Source organism: Campylobacter troglodytis (assembly GCF_006864425.1).
Lineage (GTDB): Bacteria > Campylobacterota > Campylobacteria > Campylobacterales > Campylobacteraceae > Campylobacter_D > Campylobacter_D troglodytis.
In genome coordinates, this window is the sequence record NZ_QHLI01000230.1 from 1 (window position 1) to 544 (window position 544).

1 protein-coding gene is annotated in these 544 nt (G+C 31.2%); it reads left to right on the forward strand.

The features are described from left to right. A partial coding sequence (locus DMC01_RS14280) for a hypothetical protein (protein WP_221887177.1) occupies window positions 1–544 on the forward strand: 544 nt, incomplete at both ends.

Consider the following 544-nt stretch of genomic DNA (forward strand, 5'->3'; position numbering starts at 1 on the left):
ACAAATGCTAGCATTTTTGGAAAATGAAAGAGTAATAAAACAGTGGGAGGCAAGAAGTGGCGAGGCTTTAATGAATTTAAAAGAAGATTTACAAGAAAATAGGCAAGAAAAACAAAAAGAAAAAAAGCGAGAAAAAATTTTTGATATACTTGTGAGTTATGACAAGCTTGATTTAAAAGGCATAGAATTTAATCAAAAGGATGAGCTTTGTTCTTTGTTTAAAGCCTTTGATATAAAAGAGGAAAGTGAAATTTCATTAAGGATAAAAGAAACAAAACGCATTTTAATTCTAATTGAAAGATTCAAAGAAACTACTGAAGCTACACTTGCTAGAATGAATATTTATATAGATGGTAAAAGAGTAAAACAAGATGGAAGCATTGAAAACGAAAAAGGCATAAAATCCATAGATGATGAAACCTTTCCTTATGCTTATATACTTGATAGACCTGGACCTGACTGTATTAAAAGCGGGATAAATTTAAGAATACCTGAGGGTAGATATGAGGCACAGTGGCACAGCTACGGACTAAGAAAAAATACC